The organism is Nonomuraea sp. SYSU D8015 (genome assembly GCF_008065375.1).
Taxonomy (GTDB): domain Bacteria; phylum Actinomycetota; class Actinomycetes; order Streptosporangiales; family Streptosporangiaceae; genus Nonomuraea.
On record NZ_VJYI01000001.1, the window covers coordinates 1,280,439 to 1,301,880 of the forward strand.

17 protein-coding genes, 3 tRNA genes and 1 pseudogene are annotated in these 21,442 nt (G+C 72.7%); 16 read left to right on the forward strand and 5 right to left on the reverse strand.

Annotated elements, in window-relative coordinates:
• Nucleotides 1-10: 10 nt before the first annotated feature.
• The gene (locus ID574_RS08315; protein ID WP_188188100.1) at nucleotides 11-718 is read right to left on the reverse strand and encodes an ArsR/SmtB family transcription factor; all 708 of its coding nucleotides are present in this window, start codon (nucleotides 716-718) and stop codon (nucleotides 11-13) included.
• 49 nt (nucleotides 719-767) lie between these two features.
• The gene (locus tag ID574_RS08320) at nucleotides 768-1,319 is read right to left on the reverse strand and encodes a hemerythrin domain-containing protein (RefSeq protein ID WP_223166471.1); all 552 of its coding nucleotides are present in this window, start codon (nucleotides 1,317-1,319) and stop codon (nucleotides 768-770) included.
• Between ID574_RS08320 and ID574_RS08325 the strand changes: the two genes are divergently transcribed.
• Nucleotides 1,308-2,048 carry a hypothetical protein gene (locus ID574_RS08325; protein ID WP_223166472.1) on the forward strand — a complete coding sequence of 247 codons (741 nt, stop codon included), beginning with the start codon at nucleotides 1,308-1,310 and terminating at the stop codon, nucleotides 2,046-2,048. The genes ID574_RS08320 and ID574_RS08325 overlap by 12 nt on opposite strands.
• A 62-nt stretch (nucleotides 2,049-2,110) precedes the next feature.
• Nucleotides 2,111-2,686, forward strand: a pseudogene (locus ID574_RS62715) (SDR family NAD(P)-dependent oxidoreductase); the annotation flags it as partial.
• Here ID574_RS62715 and ID574_RS61500 read toward each other — a convergent pair.
• Nucleotides 2,653-2,778 carry a hypothetical protein gene (locus ID574_RS61500; RefSeq protein ID WP_262495951.1) on the reverse strand — a complete coding sequence of 42 codons (126 nt, stop codon included), beginning with the start codon at nucleotides 2,776-2,778 and terminating at the stop codon, nucleotides 2,653-2,655. The pseudogene ID574_RS62715 and the gene ID574_RS61500 sit on opposite strands and share 34 nt — an antisense overlap.
• 87 nt (nucleotides 2,779-2,865) lie before the next feature.
• On the opposite strand from ID574_RS61500, the gene ID574_RS08335 reads away from it, so the two are divergent.
• From ID574_RS08335 to ID574_RS08345, 3 genes are all read left to right on the forward strand, one after another.
• Nucleotides 2,866-2,937 (forward strand) — tRNA-Gly (locus ID574_RS08335).
• 15 nt (nucleotides 2,938-2,952) lie between these two features.
• Nucleotides 2,953-3,023, forward strand: a tRNA-Cys gene (locus tag ID574_RS08340).
• Nucleotides 3,024-3,028: 5 nt separating this feature from the next.
• Nucleotides 3,029-3,103 (forward strand) — tRNA-Val (locus ID574_RS08345).
• Between the two features lie 92 nt (nucleotides 3,104-3,195).
• Here the strand turns inward: ID574_RS08345 and ID574_RS08350 are convergent.
• Nucleotides 3,196-4,530 carry a trypsin-like peptidase domain-containing protein gene (locus ID574_RS08350; protein ID WP_188188101.1) on the reverse strand — a complete coding sequence of 445 codons (1,335 nt, stop codon included), beginning with the start codon at nucleotides 4,528-4,530 and terminating at the stop codon, nucleotides 3,196-3,198.
• Nucleotides 4,531-4,803: 273 nt separating this feature from the next.
• Here ID574_RS08350 and ID574_RS08355 point away from each other — a divergent pair, with 273 nt between their 5' ends.
• From ID574_RS08355 to ID574_RS08365, 3 genes are all read left to right on the forward strand, one after another.
• Nucleotides 4,804-7,335 (forward strand): hypothetical protein, encoded by a 2,532-nt coding sequence (locus ID574_RS08355; protein WP_188188102.1) that lies wholly within the window; start codon nucleotides 4,804-4,806, stop codon nucleotides 7,333-7,335.
• Nucleotides 7,336-7,350: 15 nt separating this feature from the next.
• A complete protein-coding gene (locus ID574_RS08360; RefSeq protein ID WP_223166473.1) occupies nucleotides 7,351-7,827 on the forward strand; it encodes a nuclear transport factor 2 family protein in 477 nt (158 codons plus the stop codon).
• Between the two features lie 1,087 nt (nucleotides 7,828-8,914).
• Complete coding sequence (locus ID574_RS08365; RefSeq protein ID WP_188188103.1) at nucleotides 8,915-9,880, forward strand: phosphotransferase; 966 nt, start codon at nucleotides 8,915-8,917, stop codon at nucleotides 9,878-9,880.
• A gap of 9 nt (nucleotides 9,881-9,889) precedes the next feature.
• On the opposite strand, the gene ID574_RS08370 is transcribed toward ID574_RS08365, so the two are convergent.
• Entirely contained in the window at nucleotides 9,890-10,579 is a 690-nt protein-coding gene (locus tag ID574_RS08370; RefSeq protein ID WP_188188104.1) for a sulfotransferase family protein, read from the reverse strand.
• A gap of 107 nt (nucleotides 10,580-10,686) precedes the next feature.
• Between ID574_RS08370 and ID574_RS08375 the strand changes: the two genes are divergently transcribed.
• The 8 genes from ID574_RS08375 (at nucleotide 10,687) to ID574_RS08410 (ending at nucleotide 21,397) form a co-directional block, all read left to right on the forward strand.
• Nucleotides 10,687-12,189: a class I adenylate-forming enzyme family protein gene (locus tag ID574_RS08375; protein ID WP_188188105.1), complete on the forward strand. Its 1,503-nt coding sequence runs from the start codon at nucleotides 10,687-10,689 to the stop codon at nucleotides 12,187-12,189.
• An 82-nt stretch (nucleotides 12,190-12,271) separates the two neighbouring features.
• Nucleotides 12,272-13,843: an NAD(P)-binding domain-containing protein gene (locus ID574_RS08380; RefSeq protein ID WP_188188106.1), complete on the forward strand. Its 1,572-nt coding sequence runs from the start codon at nucleotides 12,272-12,274 to the stop codon at nucleotides 13,841-13,843.
• A 2-nt stretch (nucleotides 13,844-13,845) separates the two neighbouring features.
• A complete protein-coding gene (locus ID574_RS08385; protein ID WP_188188107.1) occupies nucleotides 13,846-14,892 on the forward strand; it encodes an alpha-hydroxy acid oxidase in 1,047 nt (348 codons plus the stop codon).
• Nucleotides 14,889-16,226, forward strand: coding sequence for a cytochrome P450 (locus ID574_RS08390; RefSeq protein ID WP_188188363.1), 1,338 nt, complete (start codon nucleotides 14,889-14,891; stop codon nucleotides 16,224-16,226). The genes ID574_RS08385 and ID574_RS08390 overlap by 4 nt, the downstream gene beginning before the upstream one ends.
• Before the next feature lie 13 nt (nucleotides 16,227-16,239).
• On the forward strand, nucleotides 16,240-17,562 hold the full coding sequence (locus ID574_RS08395) for a cation:proton antiporter (protein WP_188188108.1): 1,323 nt from the start codon (nucleotides 16,240-16,242) through the stop codon (nucleotides 17,560-17,562).
• 92 nt (nucleotides 17,563-17,654) lie between these two features.
• Nucleotides 17,655-18,344 carry a response regulator transcription factor gene (locus ID574_RS08400; protein ID WP_223166474.1) on the forward strand — a complete coding sequence of 230 codons (690 nt, stop codon included), beginning with the start codon at nucleotides 17,655-17,657 and terminating at the stop codon, nucleotides 18,342-18,344.
• A 65-nt stretch (nucleotides 18,345-18,409) separates the two neighbouring features.
• Entirely contained in the window at nucleotides 18,410-19,678 is a 1,269-nt protein-coding gene (locus ID574_RS08405; RefSeq protein ID WP_223166475.1) for a sensor histidine kinase, read from the forward strand.
• Between the two features lie 126 nt (nucleotides 19,679-19,804).
• Nucleotides 19,805-21,397 carry a phospholipase D family protein gene (locus ID574_RS08410; protein WP_188188109.1) on the forward strand — a complete coding sequence of 531 codons (1,593 nt, stop codon included), beginning with the start codon at nucleotides 19,805-19,807 and terminating at the stop codon, nucleotides 21,395-21,397.
• The last annotated feature ends 45 nt before the right edge of the window (nucleotides 21,398-21,442 follow it).

Below are 21,442 nucleotides of genomic sequence, written 5' to 3' on the forward strand. Positions count from 1 at the left end.
TCTCTCGCTGCTAGGTAACCGGCGTATGCGATGTTAGCTCCTTACTCGGGAACAACTCCGACAGCCCCTCCCTGCCCTCGTCCGTGAGGATCAGTGCCCTCGGCACGCTGCCCCGGCGATACCAGCCGCGCGCGAACAACGCCTCCGTGATCGCCGCGCCCAGCGCCCCGCCGAGGTGCGCCCTGCGCTCGGTCCAGTCCAGGCACTCGGGGGCGAAGCGCCGCCTGGAGCGCCGCGCGCCCGCGACGTCCACGCCGAGCCCGGTCAGCAGCCGCTCCCCTTCGCCGGTCAGGTCGCAGCCCACGTAGTAGCCGCCTGCCCTGAGACCGTCGAGCAGCCCCACGCCGGCGCGTCCGGCCAGGTGGTCGTAGCAGGTGCGGGCCTCCTCCAGCAGCCTGGCCTGCCGGGACTGGCGCAGGGACCGCACCGGCGGCCGGGCGCTGATCCTGGCCAGCACCTCCAGCACTTCCGCCACCTCGTGCCCGGCCAGCCGGTAGTAGCGGTGGCGGCCCTGGCGCACGACGTCGACCAGCCTGCCATCCAGCAGCCTGGCCAGGTGGGCGCTCGCGGTGGCGGGGCTCACGCCGGCGACCCTGGCCAGCTCGCCGGCCGCCAGCGCCCGCCCGTCGAGCAGGGCCGTCAGGATGGCCGCCCGGGTGGGCTCCGCGATGAGCGCGGCCACGGGCGCGATGTCGGCGTCACGGGCGATGTACTCCATGCTCACGACGCTAGTACGCCGACATTTCGCCCGGTGTCGAAGAATGCCCTCAGCGCTTGCCGAGCGCCTTGCGGATCACCTCGCGGGCCCGGTCCATGACCGCCATGGGCGTCCCCAGCAGCACGTTCTTGACGGCGGACTCCGTGCCGGGATGCGGCCGGACCGGCGCGAGGGTCTCGGCCGCGCGCACCGCCGCCGCCATGGCCCGCCGCTCGGCGGCGGACGTGCAGGCGCGCAGCCGCGCGAACTCGTAGCGTTCCTCGCCTCGCGCGTGCATCGTGACGACGGTGCGCAGCTCGGCCAGACGCTCCCAGAACCGAGGGTGGTCAACGCCGTTCCGGTCCAGGTCGAGGAGGAGCCGTTTGGCGTGGTTCTCCTCGCGTAGCCGGTCGCCGACCACGCCCTGCCCGTTGTCGAGCTTCCTGCGCGCGTACGGGTGGACGATCTCCTCCTCGGCGGTCTCGTGCACGGAGAGCATGCGGGTCAACCGGGCGAAGGCCCCGTCCACCTTGTCCGGGGGCGCCTTCTCGACCTCGTCGAACAGGTCCCTGATCTGCCCGTGCTGTGCCATCAGCAAATCGATCACATCGTGTTCAGCCACTCCGAAGCCCTACCCGGGGGCCGCGGCGGGCACGCGCCCCCTTACCGAACGCGGGCCGTCCGGGTAACCAACGCGGAGGTTGCCTGGACGGTCGCCGGGTACGGGCGGCGACATGGCCTTCGAGAAGAGGCGATCTCCTTCAGCCACCGGCTGGCCCGCCACTGCCCCGACACCGAGCTCAAGCGGCAGCTCGCCCGGGTGCGCCACCTGGAGGGCCGGCAGCAGAAGGCGGTCAACTGGCTGCTGCCCCGCACGGCCTCGGTGCTGGAGAGCACCATCGCCTACGAGACAGGTCGCCGTGGACCTGACCGCCTGGGTGGCCCGCATGGAGCCACCATTGACCTGCACGCGCTCACGATCACGGCCGCCGAGCAGCAGACCATGAACTTCTACATGAACGTCGGCCCCTGCAGACGGAGCCCGTCGCGCGGCAGCTACCACTCGTTCCTGGAGACGGAGTCCGATCCGAAGGTGAAGAGCAGCTGGGAGCTGCACCTCAACATGGAGCTGGAGCACCCGCGGCCGGCCGCCGAGCTGTTCAAGCGGTTCGACGGCCGCGACCCGGACCAGGTGCTGGCCCCGGCCCTGCCGCCGCCCGTGACGTTCCAGCCGAACAAGGCGTACGTGCGCGAGCTGATCGCCACCCGGATCGATCAGACCACCCACTACCGCCTTCAGACCGAGGGCCCGACCCGGCCGGCCTCCAGCCGAGCCGCTGACGGAGGCTAGAGTCGGGTCTCACGACACGAGTCGCCCTCGTCACCGGCGCGTCCCGCGGCCTCGGCGCCGTGATGGCGCTCCGGTTGGCCGCCGACGGCCTGGCCGCCGCCGTCAACTCCCGCCGGGACACCGCGGGCCTCGATCAGGTGGTGGCAGAGATCCGCGCCACCGGCGGCACGGCCGAGGCGTGCCCCGCCGACGTCACGGACGAGGCCGGTGTGAGGGATCTGGTCGCCCGGGTCGCCGATCGGCTCGGCCCGGTGGACGTGCTGGTGGTCAACGCGACCGGGCCGCAGCCGTCCATCCCCCTGGCGGACCTCACCTGGGAGGACCAGCTCGACCAGCTCCGCTTCTTCGTCAAGAGCCCCACGCTATTGGTGCAGGCGGTGTTACCGGGCATGCGGGAACGCGGCGGCGGCAGGATCATCCAGATCGGCTCCGACATCGTCGACCGCAACCTGCCCGGCATGTCGGCGTACATCGCGGCCAAGGGCGCGCAGCACGCGATGACCGAGGCGTGGGCGCGTGAGCTAGGCCCGTACGGTATCACCGTCAACGTCGTCGCCCCCGGCTGGATCCCGGTGGAGCGGCACGCGGGCCTTGACCCGGACGCTTACGTCGCGGAGGTGCCCCTGCGCCGGATGGGCACGCCCGCGGACGTGGCGGCGGCGGTGTCGTTCCTGGCCTCGGACGGGGCGCGTTCATCACCGGGCAGCGCGTCACGGTCGACGGCGGCCACAGCTGAGCCCGGCGGCCGTATTCCAGTTTGGGGACTCGGCCAGGATTCGCTAGAGTTCTCTCGTCGCCCGGCGCGAGCGGGGCGGATGCGGAAGTGGCTCAGTGGTAGAGCATCACCTTGCCAAGGTGAGGGTCGCGGGTTCGAATCCCGTCTTCCGCTCGGAGCTTCCGGCTCGGTGGCGTGGCCGAGAGGCGAGGCAGCGGCCTGCAAAGCCGTCCACACGGGTTCAAATCCCGTCGCCACCTCGCAAGGACGATTAGCTCAGCGGGAGAGCGCTTCCCTGACACGGAAGAGGTCACTGGTTCAATCCCAGTATCGTCCACCATGACCGGCCTGCTAGAGACATGACCCTCTAGCAGACCAGTTGTTCTTCGATCTCGAGTAGGCGGCCCTGGCCTCACACGCCACGGTTGCCGGTCATGCCGCGTTCTTGGGTGTCCTGTCCTGGCCCGCGGCGATGGCCTTGCGGGTGTCGCGGATGTACGCGGCGACGTACGGATGCGCCGGATACAGCTCACGCACCTGGCGGAACTTGGGCAGCGCCGCGCGGTATCTCTTGGCGAAGAAGTCGTCGAGCGCGGCGTTGTAGACCAGCGACGTCCGCGACTGCACCGGCCTGACCCCCGCCGCGACCAGGTGCTTCTTGATGACGCCCACTGGCAGGATGTAGCTCTGGTTCTCCTGCGCGTCGTCCCCCGTGCCGGCGATCAGCGTGCCGATGACCTTGCCGCGCTCGTCGAACACGGGACCGCCCGAGTTGCCGCCGTACGACGGCGCCTGCGCCTGGATGTACGGCACCCCCGCGATGGTCGTGCGCCTGGCGTTGAAGGCGCCCTGGGTGAGCGCCGGGTACAGCTTCGACTTGGGATTGAAGGCCGGGCTGTTGGTGATGACGCCGGGGAATCCGTTGACGTAGAGCTGGTCGCCCACCTGCACGTCGGTGTCGTTGCCGAGCGGGACGGTGGGCAGGTTCCCGGCGCCGTTCATCTTGAGCAGGGCGAAGTCCTCGCCCGGGTAGTCGAGGCCCTTGGCCAGCAGCCGCAGCGGGGTCACCTTCGAGGTGGCGTCCATCCCGCCGCCGGGCAGCGCGCGCACGAGGCCGATGTCGCGTCGCAGGCCGGTCAGCCGCATGTGCTTGGCGTTGAACCGGCTGAACAGCGCCCCGGTCAGCTTGACCATCTCGTCGTCGGCCTGGGCGACGTCCGCGACGCTCTCGAGGTACGCCTTGACCTGTTCGGCGTTGAGGGTGGTCAGGGCGGTCTCGCCGAGGGCCGCCCGCACGAGCGACTTCGGCCGGTCGACGCAGTGCGCGCCGGTCACCATGTGACCGTTCGGCGTGATCCACCAGCCGGTGCAGTAGTACCCGCGGGCCTGGTCCTTGAAGCCGACCTTCTCCTTGCGCGGCTTGAGGTACCGGCCGACGTCCGACGCGGCCGTACGCAGGATCCACTTCATCTGGCTCTGCCGGTCGGCCGGGATGCGCCCCGCCTTCGCGTGCTTGCGAGCCTTGGCGGTCAGCCCGTCGAACGCCTTGGTGGTGTCCGGCAGTGGCACGACCACGGTCCCGGTGTACTTCAGCTCGATCAGCACCACCGCGGGATCGGTCTGCGCCGCCAGCCGGGTGCCGATCGCCACGTCGCCCGGCTTCGACGCCTGCGTCGAGACCTCGGCCGACGCGTTTCCCTGCGCGACCGTGACCCCGGCCAGGACCGCCCCCGTCATCGCCACCAACCGCCGTGCCTGCTTGCGCATCTCGCACCCCGTCTTCATTCGCTCGTGACGGGATTCTGCGGCGGGCCGCTGGCATTCCGCTTGTAACTCACATACGGGGAAATGTCAGGAGACTTCACCCCGTGCCGAGGCCGGCGTCGCGGGCGCGGGCGCGGGCCACCGCGGCCGGGTCACGCTCAGGCCCGGGATACGGTCGCGCCCGGGGCGGGCTCGGCGGCCGTGCGCGCTCACCCGCCGGTCACTTCCCGGTCACCATGAGGCGGGAGAAGACCCCGTGGGGGCAGAGGACGGGGCGTGGCGAAAACGACCCGCATGTTCTTGCTCGCGGCCGCCGGCTCCGCGCTGCTCGTCTCCGGCCTGTGCGCCCTGCCGCCCGTGGGCGGGTTCCTGCTCGGCCGGCCCTTCGCGGGGGCGCTGGTCTTTCCCGGGCTCGGCCAGGGACCGGCGGTGATCACGGCGGCGGCCCTGGCGGGGTTCTCCGTGACGCTCACGACCGGCGCCTACGTCGCGTTCAGGTGGTCGGGGTTCGGCGCGTCGCGGGTCGGGCTGGTGGTCTGCTGGTGCCTGGCGGGCGGGCCGGCCGGGGTGGTCGCGGTGCTGGCGTGGGCGCCGGAGCCCGGGGCGCGGGAGGCCGCGTTCCTGGAGCACGCGTCGTACGCCGCGTCCTGGGGCATGGCGACGGCGCTGGTGGCCGCGCTGGCGGCGCTGGCCGTGACCCGTACGCTGCCCGCCTCCGCCCCGGAGCCGAGGAACCGATCGTTCCGGCCCCGCCGGTGGGTGCTGCCGTGCCTGGTGGCCGGCTGGGCCGTGGTGTGGAGCGTGCTGGTCCGGGATCGGGAGCCGCTGCTGGCCTGGCTGCCGCTGTCGCTGAGCTACTTCGGCCAGGTGGCGGTGGTGCTGGCGGCCGTCGTGGCGAGCTATCTCGAAGGGGCGCTGCGGCGGCGATTACCGGTGGAGGGACGGCCGGGACGGGCGTTCGTGCTGGCGTGGATCGCGCTGTGCGCGGCGCCCATCGTGTACGCGGCCGTCGTCGCGATCGATCTCGGCATGCGCGAACGGCTGCTCGCCGACCCGCTGAACGCTGCCTGGGCGGTCGAGTACGCCGGTGACATCGGGGTGGTACTGGTGGCCGAGCCCGCCCAGATCGCCGTGCCGCCGCTGCTGCTCGCGCTGGCCGGGACCGGGCTCCAGTGGGTGCTCCCGGGCCGGGAGCGGCCGGCGGCGGCGCCGGATCCGGTGCGGCCCGACCGGCGGTGGGGCCTGCTGGTGGCGGTGGCGGCGCTCGCGCTGACGTACTTCTGCCTGGCCGTCACGTCGCGGTACCCGCTGCTGACGCGGCGGACGTACGACGAGGAGACGCCGCTGATCGCGCAGGCGCCCGCCTTCCTCGCGCCGCCCGACCCGTCGCTGGGCACGAGCGCCATGGTGTGGTTGTGGGCGGTGCCGGCGGTCTTCGGGGTGTCGGCGGCGGTCCTGGTCCATTGCGCGGTGCGGGGGCAGCTCGTGCGGATCTTCCCCGCCTCCGACTACCTGCTGCTCGTGGGGGCGCTCGCGCTGGCGGCGGCGCTGGGCTGGAACGCGGGCAGCGTGCTCGCCTACGCGGTGACCGGTGAGCGGCTGCTCGGCATCTCGCCGGCCGGGGAGGCGGCGCTCTTCACCGGGCTCGTCGTGCCGGCCTTCGCGGCGCTGCTGTTCATCGTGCACTCGCAGGTCGGCCTGACGAGGTTCGTCCGGATCGTCGAGTTGGAGGGCGAGGAGACCTGGAGCAAGCTGGTCGAGCGGTACCGGGCCTGGCAGGAGGAGGCGCAGGACCGCGTCCCGACGCGGCGGGAGCGCGGCGCGGTCGCCGCCCGGGCGGCCGGGGCGGCGACCGTGGTGGCCGTGGTGGCGGGGGCCCTTCACGGGTTCGGCGTGGCGGAGGCCCACGCCGTGCCCGTGCTGTCCGTCGGGCAGACGGCGCTGGAGAACGTCGCCACCGGCCTGTACGTCCTGCTCCTGGCCGGTCTGGTCTACCTCGGGATGGCGCGCTCGAACCTGAAGGAGCGCCGGCTCCAGCCCTGGCTGTCCGTGTGGGGGCTGTCGGTGGTGGCCGGCGGGCTGGCCCACCTCCCCCTGGACCCCGTGGCCGGGCTCCAGATGGGCTTCCTCGCCGGGCCGTTCGCGGCGGCCGGGCCCGTCGTCCCGGTGCGCCGCAAGGCCCTGCTGTACGCCGCCGCCGGTCTCGTCGTCATCGCGGCGGCCCCCGCCGTCCGCCCGCCGGCCCCCGAGCCCGTCGCGATCGCCGCGGTCTCCTGGCGGGAGCAGCGGCCGCGGCTGACGATCGACGTCTCCCATCCGCGCGCCACCGGCAGGGACGCGCGGCGGATCAACGCGGCGTTGTTCGCGCCCGTCGGCGAGCGCGTCCGCGACACGCTGCGCGACGTGCGCGAGAACCCGACCGCCATCGGCGTCGTGACCAGCACCTACGTCCTGGTGCGCAGCGACGCCGAGATCGTCTCGGTCCGCTACCTCATGAACGGCGAGCACCGGCGGGCGGTCAACTACGACCTGACGGCCGGGCGGGTGCTCGCCTTGAGCGACATCTTCACCCCGGACACGTTCACCCCGGCGGGCCGGCGGCGGCTGGCCGGCGCGCTGCGTCCGCTCATGCCGGCCGGCCAGAACCCGCGCACGGTCAGCGTGGACAACGACCGCCTGCTGGTGAACCTGGGGAAGGACGCGGTGGAGTTCACGTTCGGCCGCGGCTATTTCTGCGCCGGCTGCGAGCCGTTCACCATTCGGGCCTCGCGTCAGCGGCTGGCGGGTCTGGTCACGGAGCGCTCGTAGCGCGAAGATCATCCCATGGACGCTCAGGAGCAGGACGCGCGGGAAGAGGACGCCCGGGGAATGTCCGCTCGGGAAATCGCCGACCGCCTCGAGATCGCCGGCCTGCTGGCCCGCTACGCGCGCGCCGTCGACTCGGGGCAGTGGGACCTGCTCGACGAGGTGTTCAGCGCGGACGCGGTGATCGACTACACGTCGGCGGGCGGCATCAAGGGCACGCGGGACGAGGTCAAGGCGTGGCTGGCCGAGGTGCTCGCGCACTGGCCGGGCCGTCTGCACCTGATCGGCGCCCCCGTGATCGACTTCCGGGACGGCGAGGCGCACGTGAGCGCCCCCTTCACCGACACGCTCGCCCCGATCCGGGACATGGTGGCGGCGAGCACCGAGGGCTTCCTGCACGGCGGCGGCTGGTACCACCACCGCCTGCGCCGCACCCCGGACGGATGGCGCAGCACGGAGCTGGTGGAGGAACAGAGCTGGCGCACCGCCCGCTGAGCCGTCGCCTGCTCGCGCGTGGACGGGCGCGGCAGCCTGCATCGAGGAGCGAACGGGCGGATCGACAGTTCCGGCAGTGACCAGCCGTGTCCTGATCTGGCCACCGAACAACACGCGGAAGATCTGGGCGTGTGGGTCGGGTCGTCAACCCCTGAAAACGCCTGGTGAATCGAGGCGAAGCCCCTGGTCGCGGACGAGTTCATAGTACTGGGAGAAGGGCTCGAGGTCTTGTGCGCCGGCGACTCGCCACGCCTCTGCAGGCAGGTGAGGAACGCTACCGGTCACCCGAGGGACACCAGGCCGGCCACGCCAGGGCAAGCAGCCGACTGCCGGCAGGGCAACCAGCGCGCGAGGAAGCTCACGGGCACACATGTACACGCGAACGGTGGCTTGCCCTGGCCGTCCGGCCCGGTCGAGTTACGGTTGGCCGACGAGGAGATGCTGCGAAGCCACCGCTATGGGCGGTTTGAAACGCCTGTGAGCTGCCTGGTATGTCGGGCTTTGATTCATGGGTGCTGTCTGCGATGACCGCCAAATCGTGATCACCCGTCAACGCACCGGAGGGCGTGATCAGTTCCGCGCCTACACGGTTCTTGTAGACGGCGCCCAGGTAGGCTCGCTGCGCCCGGAGGCGTCCTTGAACGATGCGTTAACGTTGGTGAACGGCACACGAGCGAGGGTGCAGCAACCACATCGGCTATCAGCGACCATTGGCGATCTCCATGACGGCACTGGCCTCCCGATGACAACCTCCAGCGACCTCCATGCCACGAGTTCACACCGAAGAGGTCATTGGTTCGATCCCGGTATCGCTGCCACGCTCAAGAGCCGCTTTCCGACACGGGAGAGTGACTACGGTTCTTGGCACTGAACTGGGACGACCCCGCACCGGTCGATCAGGTGCGGCCGGCGTGAGGTCCAGGGCGCGGGCGATGCGCGACCTCGGCGCCATACTGCGGCGGCTTACCTCTGATGCGCGCCACCAGCCGTCCGACGCGCACCGGCCCGCCACGGGCACGACTGCTGCGTAAACCGTCGCGGGGTGGCCGGGCGGGCGCCGCCAGGAGCCTGGAGGGGGAGAGTGGGCATGGGAACCAGGCGCGCAGGGGCGTCGGACGGCGGGGAGGGTTTCGTGAACGAGGTGCCGGGCGAGGCGATGCGGGCGGTCGCGCGGGCGTACGGCCTGGGGGAGCCGGCCGGGCCGGCCGGGTACGCCGCGCGCGGCGAGCTCGGGCGGATCTGGCGGCTCGACACCCAGCGCGGCACCTGGGCCGTCAAGGAGCTGCTGGTGCCTCAGGAGGAGCACGACGCGCGGGAGGACGCCGGGTTCCAGCTCGCCGCCCGGGACGCGGGTGTCCGCCTGCCGCGGCCGGTCATGACGGTGGACGGCGACGTGCTGCTCGACGGCCGGTGGCGGGTCTACGAGTGGGTCGATCTGGCGGCCGGCGAGGTGGTCATGGGAGCCGAGCTCGGCGCCGTGACGGCCGAGCTGCACCAGGTCGGGCATCCGGCCTGGGGGCCGGCGACCCCGTGGTTCTCCGAGCCGGTCGGGAAGGCCGGGTGGGAGGCGCTGGCGGCGGCGGGCGGCGAATGGGCGGCGGCGCTGGAGCGGGCCCTTCCCGAGCTCGCCGCGCTGGACGACCTGGTGAGTCCGCCCGGCCCCGATTCCCTGACCACCTGCCACCGCGACGTCAACGTCGAGAACGTGCGCCGGGCGTCCGACGGCGGCGTGGTCGTGCTCGACTGGGAGAACGCCGGCCCGGCGCGGCCGGCGTGGGAGCTGGCGAAGATCCTCGTCGATCTCTCGCTGGAAGGCGCGGTCGCGGCCTATCGCGCCTACCGGGCGGCAGGCGGGCCCGCGGCGGTGGCCGAGCCGGCCGACTTCTCCATGGCGATCGCCGAGCAGGGGCATCTGCTGGAGTTCTACGTCCGGCGCGCCCTCTCCCCGGAGGAGTCCGGGGAGAACCGGAGCAGGGCCCGCGACCGGGTGAAGGCGATGCTGAGCCGGCCGCTGACGCCGGCGAGGATCGAGACTCTTCTGAACGTCCTGTGACACGAGGGCTCAGCGGCCGCGCAGGATCAGCCCGAGCCGGCGGCGCGAGCGCTTGGCGTGCCAGGCCGCGCGCTCGTTGACCTGGGGGAACGGCTCTTCGGGCACGGGCACGCCGAGGAACGCGCACAGCGGTCCCCATCCGTCCCGCACGTCGAACACCAGCAGCCGGTCGGCCGGGAGCGCGGCCTCGACCTCGGCGACGTGCCGCTCGTAGATCTCGAGCACGTGGGCGCGGTCGTCGACGCGGCCGTCGAAGATCCGGTCGATGACGGTCGCCCTGGCCATGCGCGGATACAGCGCGAAGTCCGGGGCCCGCCGCGCCACCAGCCAGCGCACCACCCGGCGGCGCAGGGGGAGCCGCCGCCGCTCGGCCAGGGCGCTGCGGAAGATGGTCTCGCTGACGCTGTCGTACCAGCGGCCGGGGTCGCGGACGGTGAGGATCACCTTGGCGTCCGGGTAGTGCGCGGCCAGCTCCCGCCAGTACGCCGAGGCCGGCCAGTCCAGCGCCGACCGGAAGCCGCGGAACACCTCGTCCCAGTCGCACAGGCGGCCCTCGCCGACGTCGAGCCACTGGCGCACCCGGTACGGCTCCGCGATGACCGCCGACATGTGGAAGCAGGGGCCGTACCCGAGGAGTTCGAGTGCCGCCTTCAGCGAGCGGGTGCCCGTCCGGCCGAAGCCCGCGCCGATCACCTTCACGTCGCGCTCACCACCCGCGTGCCGTCTCTGATGCGCCTCTGATCCGCGCCGTCTACCGTGAATCCAGTTCTATGACGACATGTCGGGAATGCACAGAGGAGCCGACCATGCTCTTCCCGCACCCCCTGCTCGACGCGCTGCGCGCCGCCCCCGACACGCCTGCCTTCGAGCACGCCGGCCGCACCGTCTCCCGCGGCGAACTGCTGGAGATGATCCGGCGGCTGGCGGGCGCGATGGCCGACGCGGGGCTGGGGCCGGGCCGCGCCGTGGCGGTGCGCACCGCCGTCACGCCCGAGGCGTTCGCCGCCCACATGGCCGCGCACGCGCTCGGCTGCCGAGTCGTGGGCGTCCGCCCCGGGTACGCCCCCGGCCAGCTCGCCCACGTGCTCGGCATGGACGTGGACGCGGTGCTGGTGGACCCCACGACCGCCGCCCCCGGGCTGTTCACCGCCGAGCGGGCGCTCTCACTGGGACCGTGCGCACAGGCGACCGACCTGCTGGCGCACCCCGACGACGGCCGGCCGCTCACCGCGGAGGCCCGCGCGGACGACGTGGCGGCGCTGGTGTTCACCAGCGGCAGCACCGGGCGGCCCAAGGGCTGCGCGATCACCTACCGGGCGCTCAGCGAGCACTGGGCGTGGCAGCCGCGCAGGTGGGGGCCGGTGGCGGCGGCCCTCGCCCGGGACTTCGAGCGCTACCTGCTGTTCGGCACGCTCGCCAGCATGGTCGTGCTGGAGTTCGCGGCGCCGTGCCTGCTGGGCCGCGGCACGGCGGTGATCCCGGAGGAGGACGGGCGGCCGCTGTTCCCGTACGCGATCGAGCGCCACCGCATCACCGGCTCCATCATCACGGTGCCGCGGCTGCACCAGATGCTGCGCCTGCTGGAGGAGGAGCCGGCGGACGTGAGCAGCCTGCGGGCGCTCATGGTGTCCGGCTCGCCGATCAGCGCCAAGAGGCTGGCGGAGGCGGCCGAGCGCCTCGGCCCCGTCGTCTACCAGGGGTACGGCCAGACCGAGGCTGGCAACGTGGCCATGCTCACGCCTGAGCACATCGCGGCGGGGCGCGGGCTGGACTCCGTGGGCCTGCCGCATCCCGGCGTCGAGGTCAGCGTGCGCGACGAGGACGGCCGGGAGCTGCCGCCGGGCGAGACCGGCGAGATTCATGTGTGCAGCCCGTACGTGATGTCCGGCTACTGGGGTGACGAGGCCGAGACCCGCGACACGCTCAGGGACGGCCGGCTGCGCACCCGCGACCTCGGGCACGTGGACGAGGACGGCTTCCTGCACCTGGCCGGCCGCACCCGCGACGTGGTCATGGTCAACGCCATGGTCGTGTACGCCGGCCCGATCGAACGCGTCCTGACCGCCCACCCCGGCGTGGCCGAGGCGTACGTGGCCGGCGCCCCCGACGAGGTCACCGGCGAGGCCGTCCACGCGTTCGTCGTCCCGTCGCCGGGGCGCGCCCCGGACCAGGCGGAACTGTCCGCGCTGGTCAGGGCCGAGCTGGGGGACGACAGCGTACCCAAGACGATCACGATGGTGCCCGGCGTGCCCGTGGCCGCCAGCGGCAAGCCGGACAAACGCGCCCTCCTGGCCAGGCACACGCCCTGAGCCGGCCTCTGAGCAAACTCTGAGAATCACCCGCCAACACTGATGTTGTCCTTTCAATCACTTCGTTGTGACGGAGGCGTCAGTGGCGGACAATGCCGTGGACTACCTGGTGATCGGCGCGGGCCCGGCGGGACTGCAGCTGGGTTACTTCCTGCACCGGGCGGGACGGACATACCAGATCCTCGAGGCAGGTCCCGCGCCGAGCCAGTTCTTCCGCACCTTCCCGCGCCATCGCACGCTCATCTCGATCAACAAGAAGCACACCGGCTGGGACGACCCGGAGCTCAACCTCCGGATGGACTGGAACTCGCTGCTGTCGGACGACCCCGAGCTGCTGTTCACCCGCTACAGCGACCGCTACTTCCCGCACGCCGACGACATGGTGCGTTACCTCGCCGACTTCGCCAAGGCCAACGAGCTGCGGGTCACCTACGACTCCCGCGTGGTCCGCGTCGATCGCCCCGGTGATCGGCGCGGCGCGTTCGTGGTGACCGACGAGCACGGCCGCCGCTGGGAGGCGCACCGGGTGATCGTGGCGACCGGCGTCACCCGGCCCAACGTGCCGCCCATCCCCGGCGTCGAGACCGCCGACCTGTACGCCACCGCCTCCACCGACCCGGCCGACTACGTGAACCGGCGGGTGCTCGTCATCGGCAAGGGCAACTCCGCGTTCGAGACCGCCGACAACCTCATCGAGACCGCCGCGGTCATCCACGTCGCCGGCCCCCACTCCGTGCGCATGGCCTGGCGCACCCACTACGTGGGCCACCTGCGCGCGGTCAACAACGGCCTGCTCGACACCTACCAGCTCAAGTCCCAGAACGCCCTGCTCGACGGGGACGTCAGGCGCATCGTCCGGCAGCCCGACGGCACTTACCTGGTCACGGTCGCCTTCGCCCGGGCCGACGAGGTCACCAAGGACATCCCGTACGACCGGGTGATCCTGTGCACCGGCTTCCGCTTCGACGCCTCGATCTTCGCCGACGGCTGCCGCCCCGAGCTGGCGATCGACGACAGGTTCCCGGCGCTCACCCCCGCCTACGAGTCGGTCAACGTGCCCGACCTGTACTTCGCCGGCACGATCACCCAGTCCCGCGACTTCAAGCGCGGCACCAGCGGCTTCATCCACGGCTTCCGCTACGGCGTGCGCGCCCTGCACCGCATCCTGGAGTCCCGCTACCACGGCGTCCCGTGGCCGGCCAGGATGCTCGCGGCCCAGCCGGGGCCGCTGGCGACGGCCGTCATCGAGCGGGTCAACCGCACCTCGGCCCTGTGGCAGCAGTTCGGGCTGCTGGCCGACGTGATCGTGATCGACGGAGACGGGCTCGCCCGCTATCTGGAGGAGGTGCCCTACGACCTGCAGGGCCAGCCGATCGGCGAGCGCGGCCACTTCGCGATCACCCTGGAGTACGGGCCCGACCACGACAAAGTCGACCCCTTCGACATCACGGTGGCCCGCCCCGCCCAGAGCGACTCCGCCCGCGCCCACGAGGGCCACTACCTGCACCCGGTGGTGCGCCACCACCTGCCGGGGGAGCCGCCGGTGGCCCATCACATCACGGAGAACCTGGAGAACGAGTGGAACTCCGAGGAGGTCCACGTCGAGCCGCTCCGGGCCTTCTTCGCCCGCCGGGCCGCGTCCGTGCCGGTCTGACCGTGGACGCGCGGACGCTGCGCGAGTTCGAGGCGGAGGCCCGCGCCCGCCTCGGCCCCGCGCACTACGACTACTTCGCCGGCGGCGCCGGTGACGAGGTCACGGTGCGGGCCAACGAGGCCGCCTTCGCCCGGCTCGGGCTGCTGCCGCGGGTGCTGCGGGGCGTCGGCAAGCTCCAGACGGACGTCACCCTGCTGGGCAGCCGCGCGGCCATGCCCGTGCTGGTGGCGCCGACCGCGTTCCACCGGCTCGCCCATCCCGAGGGCGAGCGGGCCACGGCCCGCGCGGTCGCCGCCGCCGAGACCATCATGATCGTCAGCATGGCCTCGACCGTCGCCGTCGAGGACGTGGCGGCCGCGGCCCCCGGCGCCGAGCTCTGGTTCCAGCTGTACATCCAGCCGGACGAGGCCTTCACCGGCGAGATCGTGCGCCGCGCCGCGGCGGCCGGCTGCAAGGCGCTGGTCGTCACCGTGGACTCGCCCGCGCTGGGGCTGCGCGAGCGCGACCTGCGCAACGGCTTCCACGACCTGCCCGAGCACCTGTGCTGTGAGAACTTGCGGGACGGCGACCGGGTCCGGCCCATCGTCATGGCGCCCGAGCTGTCCTGGGAGCACCTCGACCGGCTCAGGGAGACGACGTCGCTGCCGATCGTGCTCAAGGGCGTCACGCATCCGGCTGACGCCCGCCTCGCCCTCGACCACGGCGCGGCGGCGATCATGGTGTCGAACCACGGCGGGCGGCAGCTCGACACCGTGCCGGCCACGATCGACCTGCTGCCGGACGTCGTCGCGGCCGTCGGCGGCGCCGTGCCGGTGCTGCTCGACGGCGGCGTGCGGCGCGGCACCGACGTGCTCAAGGCCCTGGCCCTCGGCGCCGCCGCGGTCGCCGTCGGCCGGCCGGTGATCTGGGGACTCGCCGCGGAGGGGGAGCGGGGGGTGGCTCGCGTGCTCGGCCTGCTGCGCGCGGAGGTCGAGCACGCGCTCACCCTGTGCGGCCGCACCTCGATCCACGACCTCGACCCGGGCATGGTGCGGCCGTGTCGATCATGACAGGGCTGATCGCGATCGTGCCGGCCGTGGCCGTGCTGGCCAGCCTGCCGTGGTGGCTGCCGGGTCGCGTGGTGGCGCTGCGCGTGCGGGTCTTCAACCGGATCAACGGCGACGAGGGCATCCCCGTCCCCGGCGACCTGGTCGGCGTCGACCGGTTCAAGGAGCTCTACTCCCATCCCGCGGCGAACGGGCGCAGCAAGGGGGCGGCGCTGTCGGACCTGTTCTGGTACTGGCTGTCGCCGGGCCCCGAGATGCACCAGGAGCACCTGGAGGCGGGGGAGCGGTACGACGCCGTCGCCAGGACCACGCGGGCCCTGCTCGCCGTGCCGCGCGCCGAGGCCGAGGAGCTCGCCCGCCGCTGTGCCGCCCGCGCGCTGGACGGCCTCCGGGGGCCGGTGCGGCTGCGGGACCTGATGATGCCGCTCTGGGCGGAGTTCTCGTACGAGCTGGTCTTCGCCGAGCCGTGCCCGCGCGAGGCCCGCGACCTCATCGCAGGCAACGCCGACGACGTCGTCACCGCGCTCAAGTGCACCGGCCTGCGTCACATGGGCCGCCGCGAGCGCCTCACCCGTTACCTGCTCGGCCGGCTCGCCCACGTGCGCGTCCCCCTGCCGCCGGACCTGACGCCGCAGGAGCAGGCCTTCTACCTGCAGGGCGCGTTCTTCAACACCGCCGTCGTGCAGATGTCGGAGGCCATGGCCCACCTGCTGATGGTCCTCGCCCAGCACCCCGGCGTGCAGGAGCAGGCCCGCGAGGCCGACGACCGCCACTTCGACCACGTGATCGCCGAGACCATGCGGCTCTACCCGCTGTTCGGGATCGCGCACCGCATCACCACCGGCGACATCGAGATCGACGAGCGCACGACGATCCCGGCCGGGTCGGTGTTGTGCTTCGACTACCCCGAGTTCCACCGCGCCGGGTTCCCCGACCCCGACCGCTTCGACCCCGGCCGTTTTGACCGGCCCGCCAAGGAGCTCAACCACATCCCCTTCGGCGTCGCCGCCAACCGCCCCTGCCCCGCCTGGCGGCTGGCCCCGATCGCGATGCGGGCCGCCGCCCGCGAGGTCCTGCGCAGGTACGCCCTCGCCTCGTCCGCCTCGCACACCAGGTCCCTGCCCAACCGGGGACCGTGCCTGCTCATCCCGCGGGGCGCCCCCGGAGCCTCCCGCCGGAGCTCGGCCGCGCTGGCCTGGATGCGCCTGCGCGACCGCTGGGAGGACGTCTGGCGCAGCCTCGTCCAGCTCGTCCTCGGCACCTACATGGTGTGGGACGCGCGCAGGCAGCGGCTGTGCGAGCGCCACTTCGCCCGATGCCCCGTCACCCACCGCTGAGCGGAGAACCGGCATGGCCTTCCTGGTGACCGCACCCGACCCGAATCTCGCCCTGATACTGAAAGTCCTGCCCGCCCTCGTCGTCCTCCTGATCGCCGCCGCGATCTGCGGCCGGCTGGCGCAGATGGTGATGCAGCCGCGCGTGCTCGGCGAGATGGTCGCCGGCGTGCTGCTCGGGCCGACGCTGTTCGGCTGGCTGTTCCCCGAGGCGCAGGCCGCCCTGTTCCCGCCCGAGGTCAGGCCCGTCCTGTACGTGCTCAGCACCATCGGCCTGACGCTCTACATGTTCCTCGTCGGCGCCGGCATCGACCACGGCGCCGGCCCGCCCGGCGAGATGCGCAAGGCGTCCGTGCTGGCCGCCTCCGGGATCGTGCCCTCCCTGCTGCTCGGCTTCGGCGCCGGCCTGCTGCTGCACGGGACGCTCTCCCGCCCGGACGTCAGCCCGCTCCAGTTCGGGCTGTTCGTCGGTGGCGCGCTGTCCCTGACCGCCTTCCCCATGCTGGCCAGGATTCTCTACGAGCGCGGTCTGGAGAACTCCCCGATCGGCCGCCTCACCCTGCTGGCCGCCTCCATCGACGACGCCCTGGCCTGGTGCATCCTGGCCGTCCTGTCGGCCATGCACCTCGGCGCCGGCCCCGGGGGAGCCCTGCCCACCATCGCGCTGACCGCGGTGTTCGCCGTGGTCATGCTCAAGGTCGTCGCCCCGCTGCTGCGGCCCATGGGCAGGGCCGTCGCGCGCACCGGCAGGCTCGGCTCCGGCGGCATGTACGTCGTCGTCCTCGTCCCGCTCACCGCCGGCTGGCTGACCGACTGGATCGGCGTGTACTCCGTCTTCGGCGGCTTCATCGCCGGGCTGGCCATGCCCCGCGACCCGGCCTTCCGGCAGGTGCTGCACGGCCGCATGATGGAGATCGTCTCGACGCTGCTGCTGCCGACGTTCTTCACCTTCTCCGGGCTCAACACCCACCTGGGCGGCATCGCGGGCGGAACCATGCTGCTGGCGTTCGGGCTGATCCTGGTGGCCGGGTTCTGCGGGAAGTACTTCGGCTGCTCGCTGGCGATGCGGGGGATCGGGTTCGGCTGGCGGGAGTCGTACGCGGTGGGCGCGCTGATGAACGCCCGCGGGCTGATGATCCTGATCTTCATCAACATCGGCCTGGCCCAGGGCATGATCACGCAGGAGCTGTTCGCCATGCTCGTGCTCGTGGCGGTGCTCACCACCGCAGGCGCGCTGCCGCTGTACAAGCTCGCGCTGCCGGACCGGCTCGAGCGTTCCATCGAACCCGTCGGGGAATCTCCCCTGGAAGAGCGGGTTGTCAGGTCCAATTCAGGATGAAGTCGCAGATAGGACGAAATGTCGTGGTTTTAGAACGGGCCAATGGTCACGTGGACCTGGCGTTTCCCTGACACAGATGTCAACGTGGTCTGGTGGCTGGGACATCGGGCACGGCCGACCTGCCCTCCCGTCGGCTGCTGCTCATCGAAGATGACCGCGAGCTGGGGCACATGCTGGTCGACCTGTTCACCGAACAGGGATACACCGTCGACCTGGCACTGGAGGGGCAGCGGGGGCTGCACCTGGGACTGAGCCGCGCGTACGACGTGCTGATCGTCGATCGCGGCCTGCCCGCGCTGGACGGGATCGACCTGCTGCGGCGGCTGCGCCGGCAGGCCGTCACGACGCCGGTGCTCGTGCTCACCGCCTTCGGCTCGGTGGCCGACCGGGTCGCGGGGCTCGACGCCGGCGCCGAGGACTACCTCGTCAAGCCGTTCGACATCGAGGAGCTGCTGGCCAGGGTGCGGGCCCTGCACCGCAGGAACCTCGACCAGGCCACGCTGCTTCCGCTCGGCGGGGGCTGGCTGGACGCCGAGGCCCACCTCGTACGCCTGCCGAGCGGGGAGCAGGTGATGCTGTCGGGGCAGGAATGCCGGCTGCTCAGCGCCCTCGCCACGCGGCCGCGGCAGGTGCACACCCGCACGTCGCTGCGGCAGCGTGTCTTCGACGGCGCGCAGAAGGAATCGATCGTGGACACCTACGTCTACTACTTGCGCAACAAGCTGGGGCCGCAGGTCGTCTGCACCGTGCGGGGCGTGGGATACCGGCTGGGTGAGCTGTGAGCGGCGGATGGCGGCAGCCCCGTGCCCGGCGGGCACGGGCTGACGGCTCGCGCCCGGCGCGGCGATTGCTGAGCCGGTCCGCGCGCGCCGACGGCCGCGGGCCGGAGCTGCGGCTGCTGGTCCGCGCCAGGCGCAGGCTCACCGTGCAGGTCGCCGGTGCGATCTCGGTCGTGGTCGCGCTCGTCGGCGTGATCGTCTACTGCTTCATGGCGCACGAGCAGAGCTTCAACGCGCGGCGCGAGCTGTCGGCCGCCGTCCAGAGCGCCACCGTCGCCCGCCCGCCGCCCTGCGTCTGGCTGTACGAGCAGCGCGGCGGCGCCGTCCAGAGCTCGCCCGGCGCCCCCGCCGCCCTCCCGGTGCGCGCGGAGCTGGACCGGGTCGGCCGCGGCGGCGAGCCGCAGGTCACCCCGGTCGAGGCGGCCGGCCGCGCCTACCTGGTCCGCACCGAGCGCCGCGGCGGCGCCGTCGTCCAGGCCGCGATGGACCTGCGCTACCAGGCCGCCGAACGCAACAGGCTGCTGCGCACGCTCGCCTTCGCCGAGCTGGCCGGCCTGCTGGCCGCGGTGCTCGTCGGCCAGGTCATCTCCCGCCGCGCGATCGCCCCGCTCGGCGAGGCCCTGGCCCGCCAGCGCCGCTTCGCCGCCGACGTCAGCCACGAGCTGCGCACCCCGCTCACCCGGCTCAACACCCGCGCCCAGCTGCTCGCCCGCAGGATGCGCGGCGGCACCGACCCGATCCTCCTCGTCGACGAGGTGGACCAGCTGGTGGAGGGCAGCAGGCAGCTCGGCGAGGTGGTCGAGGACCTGCTGCAGTCGGCCCGGTTCAACCAGCTGCGGCGGCCGTTCGGGCCCGTGGACCTGGCCGCGCTGGCCGCGGAGCTGGCCGTGGCCGAGAACGCCCGCGCCCAGGTCCGCGGCGTGACGATCGAGGTCCGCTGCGACGGCTCCGGCGACCACGTCGTCCGCGGCGTGGAGTCCGCGCTGCGGCGGGTGATCTCGGCGCTGCTGGACAACGCCCTCGGCCACACCAGCCCCGGCGGCCACATCTGGGTGACGCTCACCGGCGATTCCGACGTGGTCCAGCTGACGGTCAGGGACGACGGCGTCGGACTGGACCCGGCCGATGCCGAGCGGCTGTTCACCCGGTTCGTGGGCGGGGGGTTCGGGCTGGGGCTGGCGCTCGTACGGGAGGTGGTGGAGGGCCACGACGGCACCATCACCGCCGGCGGGCGGCCGGGAGCCGGCGCCGTCTTCACCGTCCGCCTGCCCGCGGACACCTCCGGCCGGCCGCCGCACCCGCCGTCGGAGCCGGAGCCGGCCGCCCACTCGGCGTAGGGCCGCGTCAGCGCCTGCCTCGGCAGGGCGCCTCAGCGTCTCTCGGGCGTCTCTCTTTCGGACGTCTCTTTCGGACGTCCCGACAGGGACCGCATTAGCGGCCCGCGCCGGGGTAGGCGAGAGCGGATGCGCATCGAGGATTGGCTCCTCACCGACGAGGAACGCGGCAACCCGGCGACCAGGCTGCAGCCGTGGACGGTCGGCAACGACGTGCGCCCGCTCGTGCACGGCGCGACGTACTTCGCCGAGTTGCTCGACGGCCTGGAAGGGCTCGGCAAGGACGACCTGCTGCTGTTCGCCGACTGGCGCGGCGACCCCGACGAGCGGCTCGCCCCCGACGGGCCGACCGTAGGCGCGGCGATGGCCGCGGCGGCCGAGCGCGGCGCCCTCGTCCGCGGCCTCATCTGGCGCTCCCACCTGGATCAGCTGCGCTTCAGCTCTGCCGAGAACCGCCACCTCGGCGAGGAGGTCGAGGCCTCCGGCGGCCAAGCCCTGCTCGACACGCGGACCAAGCCGGGCGGCTCGCACCACCAGAAGTTCGTCGTCCTGCGCCACGACCGCGACCCCGGACGGGACGTGGCCTTCGTCGGCGGGATCGACCTGTGCCACAGCCGCCGCGACGACGCCGCCCACGAGGGCGACCCGCAGCGCGCCCCGATGCCCAGCGTGTACGGCCCTCGCCCGCCCTGGCACGACGTCCAGGTCGCCATCCGCGGCCCCGCGGTGGAGCAGGTGACGCAGGTGTTCTGCGAGCGCTGGGAGGACCCGGCCCCCGAGACCCGCGACCCGCTGCGCCGTCTGCGCGACCACGTCGAACGCCTCGACGACGCCCCCGCCCTGCCCGCGCCGGGGCCGCCCCCGCCGCGCGCCGGCCACCACACCGTGCAACTGCTGCGCACCTACCCGGCCAGGCGCCGCGGCTACCCGTTCGCGCCGCGCGGCGAGCGCAGCATCGCCCACGCCTACCGCAAGGTGCTGGCCCGCGCCCGCTCACTGATCTATCTGGAGGACCAGTACCTGTGGTCCACCGACGTGATCGAGCCGTTCGCCGAGGCCCTGGAGCGCGAGCCCGGCCTGCGTATGATCATCGTCGTGCCGCGCCACCCCGACCAGGACGGCTGGCTGGCCGGCCCGGCCAGCCTCATCGGCCGCGCCGAGGCGCTGCGCCGGCTGCGCGCGGCCGGCGGCGACCGGGCGGCCGTCTACGACCTGGAGAACCACCACGGCACCCCCATCTACGTGCACGCCAAGGTGTGCGTCGTGGACGACGTCTGGGCCGCGGTCGGCTCCGACAACGTCAACCTGCGTTCCTGGACCTACGACTCCGAGCTCAGCTGCGCCGTCCTGGACGAGCACGAGGATCCACGGCCGCCGCACGGCGCACCGTGTTCTACCCCCATGGCTACGCCCCACCGCCCCCGAAAGTTCGCCCGCGACCTGCGCCTGACCCTCATGGCCGAGCACCTGGACCTGCCCGAGGAGGAACGCGACACGCTGTGCGACCCGGTCGCCGCCTTCGAGGCGTTCGAGCGGCAGGCGTCGCGGCTGGAGAGCTGGCACCAGGGCGGAAGGGCCGGGCCGCGCCCGCCCGGTCGGCTGCGCCCCCACCCGGCCCCGTCCCTGTCGGGAACGCGAAGGCTGCTGGCCCTGCCGCTCTACCGCTTCGGCGTCGACCCGGACGGCCGCCCGGCGGCCCTGCGCCGCTCACGCCGCTTCTAGCCCACCCCGCCTTCGGCACCTGCACCGAAGCCCGGCTTCCCGAAG

Excerpts from the sequence above, each read along its gene's own strand:
- ID574_RS08315 (WP_188188100.1), bottom strand. The coding sequence starts at position 718 with ATGGAGTACATCGCCCGTGACGCCGACATCGCGCCCGTGGCCGCGCTC.
- ID574_RS08350 (WP_188188101.1), bottom strand. The coding sequence starts at position 4,530 with ATGCGCAAGCAGGCACGGCGGTTGGTGGCGATGACGGGGGCGGTCCTG.
- ID574_RS08360 (WP_223166473.1), top strand. The coding sequence starts at position 7,351 with ATGGACGCTCAGGAGCAGGACGCGCGGGAAGAGGACGCCCGGGGAATG.
- ID574_RS08365 (WP_188188103.1), top strand. The coding sequence starts at position 8,915 with ATGGGAACCAGGCGCGCAGGGGCGTCGGACGGCGGGGAGGGTTTCGTG.
- ID574_RS08375 (WP_188188105.1), top strand. The coding sequence starts at position 10,687 with ATGCTCTTCCCGCACCCCCTGCTCGACGCGCTGCGCGCCGCCCCCGAC.
- ID574_RS08390 (WP_188188363.1), top strand. The coding sequence starts at position 14,889 with ATGACAGGGCTGATCGCGATCGTGCCGGCCGTGGCCGTGCTGGCCAGC.
- ID574_RS08395 (WP_188188108.1), top strand. The coding sequence starts at position 16,240 with ATGGCCTTCCTGGTGACCGCACCCGACCCGAATCTCGCCCTGATACTG.
- ID574_RS08410 (WP_188188109.1), top strand. The coding sequence starts at position 19,805 with ATGCGCATCGAGGATTGGCTCCTCACCGACGAGGAACGCGGCAACCCG.